This window comes from Streptomyces sp. NPDC030820 (assembly GCF_055572075.1).
The window spans coordinates 905154-914232 of record NZ_JBVIEB010000001.1 but is presented as its reverse complement, the minus strand read 5'-3'; the positions used below and the strand labels follow the sequence as shown (position 1 = coordinate 914232).

6 protein-coding genes are annotated in these 9079 nt (G+C 71.3%); 3 read left to right on the top strand and 3 right to left on the bottom strand.

Going from position 1 to position 9079, the window contains the following annotated elements; translation table 11 throughout:
• Positions 1 to 1150: 1150 nt before the first annotated feature.
• The 3 genes from ACZ418_RS04150 to ACZ418_RS04140 are packed head-to-tail and all read left to right on the top strand — an operon-like array spanning position 1151 to position 4315.
• Positions 1151 to 2038, top strand: a complete 888-nt coding sequence (locus ACZ418_RS04150) for an alkaline phosphatase family protein (protein ID WP_468356600.1) — start codon at positions 1151 to 1153, stop codon at positions 2036 to 2038.
• A 1-nt stretch (position 2039) separates the two neighbouring features.
• Positions 2040 to 3299 (top strand): MFS transporter, encoded by a 1260-nt coding sequence (locus ACZ418_RS04145; protein ID WP_468356597.1) that lies wholly within the window; start codon positions 2040 to 2042, stop codon positions 3297 to 3299.
• Positions 3296 to 4315 (top strand): TolB family protein, encoded by a 1020-nt coding sequence (locus ACZ418_RS04140; protein ID WP_468356594.1) that lies wholly within the window; start codon positions 3296 to 3298, stop codon positions 4313 to 4315. The genes ACZ418_RS04145 and ACZ418_RS04140 overlap by 4 nt, the downstream gene beginning before the upstream one ends.
• Before the next feature lie 13 nt (positions 4316 to 4328).
• Here ACZ418_RS04140 and ACZ418_RS04135 read toward each other — a convergent pair whose 3' ends face one another.
• From ACZ418_RS04135 to ACZ418_RS04125, 3 genes are read right to left on the bottom strand one after another with little or no spacing between them, the layout of a single operon-like run.
• Positions 4329 to 5303, bottom strand: a complete 975-nt coding sequence (locus tag ACZ418_RS04135; protein ID WP_468356591.1) for an antibiotic biosynthesis monooxygenase — start codon at positions 5301 to 5303, stop codon at positions 4329 to 4331.
• A gap of 5 nt (positions 5304 to 5308) precedes the next feature.
• Complete coding sequence (locus ACZ418_RS04130) at positions 5309 to 8026, bottom strand: molybdopterin-dependent oxidoreductase (RefSeq protein ID WP_468356588.1); 2718 nt, start codon at positions 8024 to 8026, stop codon at positions 5309 to 5311.
• Positions 8023 to 8853: an FAD binding domain-containing protein gene (locus ACZ418_RS04125; RefSeq protein ID WP_468356585.1), complete on the bottom strand. Its 831-nt coding sequence runs from the start codon at positions 8851 to 8853 to the stop codon at positions 8023 to 8025. The genes ACZ418_RS04130 and ACZ418_RS04125 overlap by 4 nt, the downstream gene beginning before the upstream one ends.
• Positions 8854 to 9079: the final 226 nt, after the last annotated feature.

Below are 9079 nucleotides of genomic sequence, written 5' to 3'. Positions count from 1 at the left end.
TCGGGGCGGGGCCTGCGGAGCGTTGGCGGCTTCGAGGGCGTGGGCCTGTGCCGAGGCGGCGTGGTCCCGGTGTGTGGTCGGCTGCGGGTGCGGGGACCCTGCGGGGCGCGGGCGGCTTCGGGGGCGGGGGCCCTGCGGGGCCTTGGCGGCTTCGGGGCGGGGCCTGCGGAGCGTTGGCGGCTTCGAGGGCGTGGGCCTGTGCCGAGGCGGCGTGGTCCCGGTGTGTGGTCGGCTGCGGGTGCGGGGGCCCTGCGGGGCGCGGGCGGCTTCGGGGGCGGGGGCCCTGCGGGGCCTTGGCGGCTTCGGGGGGCCTGCGGGGCGTTGGCGGCTCCGAGGGCGGGGACCTGTGCCGAGGCGGCGTGGTCCCGGTGTGTGATCGGCTGCGGGTGCGGGGGCCCCGCGGGGCGCGGGCGACTTCGAGGGCGGGGGCCTGTGCCGAGGCGGTGTGTCCCGGTGTGTGGTCGGCTGCGGGTGCGGGGCCGTGCGAGGCGTTGGCGACTTCGGGGGCGTGGTGTCGTGCCGGCACGTGGTCCTGGGCCGGGCGGTGGGGTCCCGGTGTGTGGTCGGCTGGGGGTGCGTGGTCCCTGCGGGGCGGGGTCGGGTGCGGGGCCTGTGCCGAGGCGGTGTGGGGTGCCGGTGCCTGCGGGCCCGGGCGGCTTCGGGGGCGTGGTGTCGTGCCGGTACGTGGTTCTGGGCGGAGTGGCTTGGGACGCGTGGGCCCTGCGGGGCGCGGCGGCTTCAGGTGCGTGGTGTCGTGCCGGTGCGTGGTCCTTGGAGGGGGTGACCTGGGGTGCGTGGTGCCCCGCGGTTCGGTGGGGTGCCGGTGCGTGTCCATGCCTGCGGCAGCCTGTGCGCGTGGTTCGTGGCTGGGGGCGCGCCCTGGGTGGTCCGGGCGTCGGTGCCCGCGCGGCGTGGTGTCCGTCCTCGGGTCGGCGGGCCGCTTGTTGGACATTGCAAGGAGTTTTCGCCGGCCGCTGCGGGCGGACACCACCCGAAACGTCCCCTTCCCGCCGTGCGCGGCTGCGGCCCCGCGCAGTAGTTCATCTGGTTTTCACCGTGCCGGTTGGGGGCCGTACGGCGGGGGAATGTTGACGTGAGCATGCTCTGTCCGCACCGCCAACCCCGTCCCACCCCCACACCGGAGGTTGATGTGTCCGGCAGTTCCGTGTACCGCCGTGCCCGTACCGTCGTGGCGTCCACAGCGGCCCTCGCCGCGGCCGCGTTCGGGCTGTGGACCGGGATCGGCGCAGAGTCCGCGCACGCCGCGGGCGCCGTGCCGAGCCCGGACCACGTGGTCGTCGTGGTCTTCGAGAACCACGCGTACAGCCAGGTCATCGGCTCCTCCCGCGCCCCGTACATCAACTCGCTGAAGTCGGGAGGTGCCAACCTGACGCAGTCGTACGCCGAGACGCACCCGAGCCAGCCGAACTACTACGCGATGTTCTCCGGCGACACCCAGGGCATCACGGACGACAGTTGTGTCACGCCCGGATTCTCCTCGGAGCCCAACCTGGCGTCCGAGGTGATCGACGCCGGCCGTACCTGGGCCAGCTACAACGAGGATCTGCCCAGCCAGGGTGACACCACGTGCAGCAGCGGCGACTACGCACAGAAGCACAACCCGTGGTTCGGGTTCAGCAACGTGCCGGCGGAGAGCGCCATGACGTTCGACCAGTTCCCGACGGACTACTCGACGCTGCCCCAGATGTCGTACGTGGTCCCCAATCTGTGCAGCGACATGCACGACTGCTCGGTGTCCACCGGTGACACCTGGCTGAAGAACCACCTGGGTGCCTACGCGACCTGGGCCAAGACCCACAACAGCCTGCTCGTCGTCACGTTCGACGAGGACAACCGGCTGAGCGGGAACCGGATTCCGACCGTGCTGTACGGGCAGCCGGTGGCCGCGGGCTCGTCCAGCTCCACGACGTACAACCACTACGACCTGCTGCGCACCCTGGAGGACAGCCAGGGGCTGACCTCGCACGCGGGCAACGCGGCCTCCGCCAAGGACATCACCGGCATCTGGGCGTCCTGACGTGTACGTAGCGGACAGCCGCGCGAGTACGCCGGCGTCCGCGGACGGTGCCGTCCGGCCACTGGCCGGGCGGCGCCGTGCCGCGATCGCCCCGACCGTTCTCGCGCTCGGAACGGTCAGTCTGGTGACGGACGTGTCGTCCGAGATGGTCACGGCCGTGCTGCCGTTGTACCTGGTCAGCGGGCTGGGTCTGTCGCCGTTGGGCTTCGGGCTGCTGGACGGCGTGTACAACGGGTTCTCGGCGGTCGTACGGCTGGTGGGCGGGCACCTGGCCGATCGCGGTGGCGGGCGGCACAAGTGGGTCGCCGGGTTCGGGTACGTGGTGTCGGCCGTGTGCAAGCCGTTGCTGCTGGTTGCTCATTCGCTGACTCCGATCGGGCTGGTTCTCGCCGCCGACCGCACGGGGAAGGGGCTGCGGACGGCGCCCCGGGACGCCCTGATCTCGCTGTCCAGCACGGCGGAGTCGCGGGGGCGGGCCTTCGGGGTGCACCGGGCCATGGACACGGCCGGGGCGCTGCTCGGGCCGCTGGTGGCCTTTCTGATCCTGCGGGCGACCGTGGACGGATACGACGCGGTGTTCACCGTCAGCTTCTGTGTCGCGGTGCTGGGCGTGCTCGTCCTGGTGCTGTTCGTGCCGGGCGGGCGTGCCGGTGTGCTTCCGGCCGAGCGGCCCAGTCTGCGCGGTGCCGTGGGGCTGTTGCGGCGGCGGGGGCTGCGGCGGATCGCGGTGTGCGCGCTGCTGCTGGGTCTGGCCACGGTCAGTGACTCGTTCGTGTATCTGCTGCTCCAGCGCCGCCTCGGCGTCCCGGACCGGTGGTTCGCGCTGCTGCCGCTCGGTACGGCCGCCTCCTTCCTGCTGCTGGCGGTGCCGCTCGGGCGGCTCGCGGACCGGGTGGGCCGGTGGGCGGTCTTCGTGGGCGGGCACGGTGCCCTGCTCGTCGCGTACGCGTCGCTGCTCACCGCGTGGCGCGGCTCGGCCCTGCCGTATGTCGTCCTCGCCCTGCACGGCGCCTTCTACGCGGCCACCGACGGGGTGCTGATGGCGGCGGCCTCGGACGGGGTGCCGGAGGCACTGCGCTCGTCGGGGCTGGCCCTGGTGCAGACCGGGCAGGCCGCGGCCCGGTTCGCCTGCAGTCTGCTGTTCGGCGCGGCCTGGACGGTGTGGGGCGACCGGGCGGCGCTGGCGGGCGCGGCGGTGGCGCTGGTCGTCTGTGTGGTCTTCTCCGTCGTCGTTCGCCCGAAGGGGGCGGTGCCCGCATGACCGTACGCAACCGCGTCCTGATCCTGGTCGCCGCCGTCGCCGTGCTCGCGGCGGTGGGGCTGGCGTCCGTGCTGCACGCCTCGGCCCGCGCCGACCGCCGTGACCAGGCGCAGGCGGGCGGTCCGCGGGTCACGGCGGGGGCGGTGACGCTGACCGGGCACGGGCGGATGGTGTTCCGCAACATGGCGTGGGGGCCGCACCGGGACGAGCTCGTGAGCGTTCCGGCCGGTGATCCGTCGGGGGCGCGGACGGCGTCCGGGGTCAAGTGCCTGCGTTTCCACGCCGCTTCGGGCACCGGTGTCTGCCTGCAGGCCGTGCACGGCCCGGTCTCGGACACCTATCGCGCGCTGATCCTGGACGCGCGTCTGCGGACCGTGCACCGGTACGACGTCCCGGGCATCCCCTCACGTGCCCGGGTCTCGCCGACGGGTCACTTCGCCGCCTGGACGGCGTTCGTGGGCGGCGACTCGTACGCCGGTACCGACTTCTCCACGCGTGCGGCGATCGTGGACACGAGGAGTGGTGAGCTGATCCCGTCCCTGGAGGACTTCCGGATCGTCAAGGACGGGCACACGTACCACGCGGCGGACGTCAACTTCTGGGGCGTGACGTTCGCGGCGGACGACCGCACGTTCTACGCGACTCTGGCGACGAAGGGGCGCACGTATCTGATCCGGGGCGACCTGCGCGCCCGTACGGTCACCACCCTGCACGCGAACGTCGAGTGCCCGTCCCTCTCGCCCGACGGCACCCGGATCGCCTACAAGAAGCGGGTCAAGGGCCTGCCGAAGGACGCCCCTTGGCAGCTGTACGTACTCGACCTGCGCACCTTGCGGGAGACCCCGCTCGCCGAGTCCCGCAGTGTCGACGACCAGGTGGTGTGGCGCGATGCGCACACCCTGGTCTACGCCCTGCCCGGGGACTACGGCGCGGACCTCTACACGGTTCCCGCGGACGGCTCCGGGGCCCCGCGCCGGATCGCCTCGGCCGCGGTGTCCGCCGCGTACGTCGGCTGACCGTGCGGACCGTTCAGGGCAGTGTCCAGAACCGGACCGTGACGAGATAGAAGACGGCGGCCCAGAAGACCATCGCCACCGCGACCACGGCGAGGCCGCGGACGTTCGTTCTGGCCACCGCCTCGCCCGGTGGCGGGCGCAGCCACCCCCCGAGCAGCCGGTTCACGTAGAAGGGCATCGTGAGGAAGCTCATGAGGAAGCTCGACAGCAGGTTCCCCACGAGCAGGCCGATCCAGAGCGGCAGGTGCAGCGGGGACAGCGCGAGCGTCAACAGCACGACGGTCGGGTACAGGCCGACCCAGACGGCCAGGGAGGTCTTGGTCGCGGAGGGCGGCGGCGGTGCCTCCTTGCCGTCGCCCCCGAACGCGAACCAGCTGCCGAACGAGTTGTCGATCGTGCGCAGCTTGAAGTCGTTGAACTTCTCGCCCGCGGCCAGGATCTTCTGCCGTTGCGGCGACGTGAGCCAGGCGTCGAGGTGCTCGGCCGTGTCGTACCGGTACAGCGTGGTCCACTCCTCCTGCAGTCCCTCGACCGGGCGGAAGAGCTCGGTCCCGCGGAACCCCTCGAACTTGCTCTCCTCCTCGACCATGTGATGCTGCCACTCGAGGAAGTCGTCGACGTGGTCCGGGTGGACGCGGTGGGTGACCACCACGGTCACCAGGGGATCCAGTGCCTGCGTGCCGCTGCTGACCACCTGCTGGGTCGCCGGGCCGTCGAAGTACTTGGCGCCGACGTCGAGGTACGTCTGCCGGGTCGCGCTGTTGATCCAGGTCTGAAGGTGCGCGACCGAGTCGAAGCGGTACACCACGACCCAGTCGGGTTGCAGGGGGGTCGGCGGCGAGATCTCGGCGCCGAGGAAGCCGGGGTAGTAGGCGGCGGCGGCGTTCAGGTCCTCCTGCCAGGTCTCGTACTCCTTCTCCATGCCGGGCAGGACCTTCTGCCCGATGATCGCCGTGGCCGCGGCGGCGACGTTCTTCGTGGTGTCCATGGTGCTCAGCCTGCCGACACCGACTGCTGTGCGTGTAGCCGGCCGTAGATCCGTTCCGGTGTCAGCGGCAGCGCGCGGTAGCGGACGCCCGTGGCGTCGTGGACCGCGTTCGCCAGCGCGGGGGCCACCGGATTGATGCAGCACTCCGCCATGCCCTTGGAGCGCATGGGCCCCACCGAATCCGCCGAGTCCACGAGGAGAACCTCGGTACGGGGGACGTCCGCGTAGGTGGGCATGCGGTAGTTCCGGAAGTTCGGGTTGGTCATCGCGCCGTTGTCGTCGACGTGGTGGTTCTCGGTCAGCGCGAAGCCGATCCCCTGGGCGACACCGCCCTCCACCTGTCCGCGGACCTGCGCCGGGTTGATGATCACTCCGGCGTCCGCCGCCTGCACGCTGTACAGGATCCGTATCTCGCCCGTCACCCGGTGGACGGCGACCCGGAACCCCTGGGTGTTGGAGGTGACGCTGCGGGGCGAGCCGTACGCCTTGCGGGCGGCGGTGAACCGGATGCCGCGCGCTCGGGCCGACGCGACGAGTTCGGCCAGCGACACCCGGCGGTCCCCGCAGACGACGCCGTCGTCGTCCATGGAGCACAGCACGACGTGCACGCCCGTGTGTGCCGCGGCGAACTCCAGGATGCGGTCGCGCACGGCGCCGGCCGCGCGCAGGACGGCGTTGCCCGCCACGAAGAGGCCCGCGCTGGCGAAGGCGCCGGTGTCGAATCCCGTGCGGTCGGTGTCGGACTGCACCAGTCGGATCCGGGCCGGCGTGGTGCCCAGCTGGCTCGCCGCGATCTGGACATGGGCCGTGGAGGTGCCCTCCCCGAACTCCACCGTTCCTACGGCAAGTTCGTAGATGAGGTCGTCGCCGAGCGTGACCCAGGCCTCGCAGAGGTGCTCGGTCGGGGGCGCCGTCTCGTGCAGGGAACTCGCCACACCGGTTCCGACGAGCCACTCGGGTCCGGGCGGCGGCTGGTCGGCCGTACGGGTCAGGGCGTCGCCCACGAGGTCGATGCAGGTGGCGAGCCCGTCCTCGGTGAAGAGCACGTCGTCGGGGCCCTCGTGCAGGGCGACCAGTGGCTCACCCGGCCGCACGATGTTGCGCCGGCGCAGTTCCAGCGGGTCGAGGTGCAGGGCGCGGGCCAGTTCGTCCATCGCCGACTCCACGGCGAACGCCGGCTGGGTCATCCCGTAACCGCGCAGGGCACCGCTCGGCACCGTGTTCGTGTACACGGAGTACGCGTCGTACCTCTTGTTGGGGCAGCGGTAGATCATGACGGCGGCGCCGCCCGCGTACACCGTCTCGCCACCGTGGTTGCCGTAGGCGCCGGTGTTGGAGACGTTGCGCACCTGGAAGGCCGTCAGCGTGCCGTCGGCCTTCGCTCCGAGCTTGACCGTCAGGGTCATCGGATGCCGCGGCGAGGCCGTGGTGAACTCCTCCTCCCGGGTGTACTCGAGACAGGTGGGCCGCCCGGTGTCCAGGGTGGCGAGCGCGACCAGGTCCTCCGAGATCACCTCTTGCTTGCCGCCGAAGCCGCCGCCGACCCGCTTGCAGAACACCCGTACCTGGTCGGGGCGCAGGCCGAACAAGTGCTCCAGTTTGCCCTTGGCGATGGACGGTGACTGCGAACTGGTGCGGACGTTCAGCCGGCCGTCCTCCATCCAGGCGATCGAGCCGTGGGTCTCCAGGTGCCCGTGCTGCACCCGCGGTGAGAAGTACGTGCCTTCGTGGATCACGTCGGCCGCGGCGAACCCCGCCTCGACATCACCGATGTCCGAGTGGAGTTCGACCAGGATGTTGTGGACGGGGTCACGGACGAACGGGTCGTGGGATCCGTGCAGTTGGGGGGCGCCGTCGGCCATCGCCCGCTCGGGGTCGAACACCGCCGGCAGCACCTCGTACGTGACGGCCAGGCGCCGGCAGCCCTCCTCCGCCGCCCCGACGGTGTCGGCCAGGACGGCGGCGACGCGCTGGCCGACGAAACGGACCGTGTCGTCGAGGATGTACGTGTCGTCCGGGTCCACCAGGTGGTCGGTGTGGATCGCCGTGGTGAAGCGTTTCCGCGGTACGTCCTCCCAGGTGTAGACCCGGTGCACGCCGGGCACGGCCAGTGCGGCGCTCTTGTCGACCGAGAGGATCCGGGCGTGCGCGTGCGGCGCGTGGAGCACCTTGAGGTGCAGCAGGCCGTCGATGTGCGTGTCCATGGTGAACTCGGCGTGACCGGTCACGACGTCCTGGCCCGCGGGGGCGCCGACGCTCGTCCCGACGGCCTTGCCCGGCGCGGCCGTCTCCACCGCGCCGACGCCCCGCACCGCGTCCTCGATCGCCCGGTAGCCGGTGCAGCGGCAGAGGTTGCCCTTCAGCGCCCGCGGCAGATCCGCCTTCTGCTCCTCGGTGAAGGTCGCCGAGGTCATGATCATCCCAGCGGTGCAGAAACCGCACTGGAACCCCGGGGCGTCGCGGAACTGCCGCTGCATGGGATGCAGGGCGCCGGGCCGCCCCAGGCCCTCGATCGTGGTCACCTCACGGCCGTCCGCGCGGAACGCGGGGGTGATGCAGCTGTGGACGGGTTCGCCGTCCAGCCACACCGTGCAGGCGCCGCAGTCGCCCGCGTCACAGCCCTTCTTGACGCCGAAGTGCCCGAGGTCACGCAGGAAGGTGCGCAGGCACTGGCCGGGTGCCGGTTCCCGGTCGAACCTGTTGCCGTTCACGAGGTAGGTCATGCCAGGTCCCCAGCCAGGAGTTCGCGGCGAATCTCTTCGGCGAAGTGCTGTGTCAGATGCCGACGGTGGTCGGGCGTGCCGTTGGGATCGGCGAACCAGACGCCGGCGGGAAGGGCGTCGATGCTCTGCCGCAGAGTCCGGGCGTCGGGCACGGCGTCGAAGGCGATCCGGACGGGCCGCGTGGTACCGGCGGTGACGGTGAGCAACAGATCGTCCCCGCCCGGCCGTTGGGTACCGATGAGGAACACCGTCGAACGGCCGAGCCGGGTCAGGGAGAAGCGGCGGTGCGCGGTGCGTCTGCGCAGCGCGTGCGCCGGAACGGTGACACGCCGCAGGATCTCTCCCGGAGCGAGAATGTTGCGGTGCTCGCCCGTCACGAAGTCGAGGGCGTCGACGACGCGTACGGAGCCGTCCGGAGCCCACAGTTCGTACTGCGCCTCCAGCGCCACCGTCAGGGTGATCATCGGTCCGGCCGGAAGGGACATGCAGATGTTGCCGCCGACGGTCGCCGCGTTCCAGACCTTGAACGAGGACAGGAAGGCCTCGCAACTCGCGCGGAGGAGAATTCCCGCGGTCCAGTCCATGGGGCAGGCGAAGGCGTGCAGATCGCGGATCGTGCAGGTGGCGCTGATCTCGAGTCCGCCGTCGGCCGTCGGGACAAGGGGTTCCCAGCGCAGGGCCGTGAGGTCGATCAGCCGGTGCAGGTCCGGCTGCTCGACGGAGTAGAGCCAGGTTCCGCCGGCGAGCCAGGCATCGCCGTGGTGCCAGTCCTCGCCCGGACGATCGGACGGCTGCCGGACTACTTCGGTGATGGTGTTGAGGTCCATGAAAACGACCTACGGAGAAAAAGACCCCGGGAGACGGATGTCCCGTGACACCGTGGGAATTGTTGTCCCGCTCATGGACGACCCGCGGGTACATATGTCTGTGATTACGCTTTCGGCCAGCGTATCCCAGCGTGCCGACGACGGCCCTCGGAGCGAGAAGAGCAGCGCGGAGCCGCACGCCCGGACACTCGCGCCGGCCTCCGGGCAGGGGGCTGACCAGTACGGA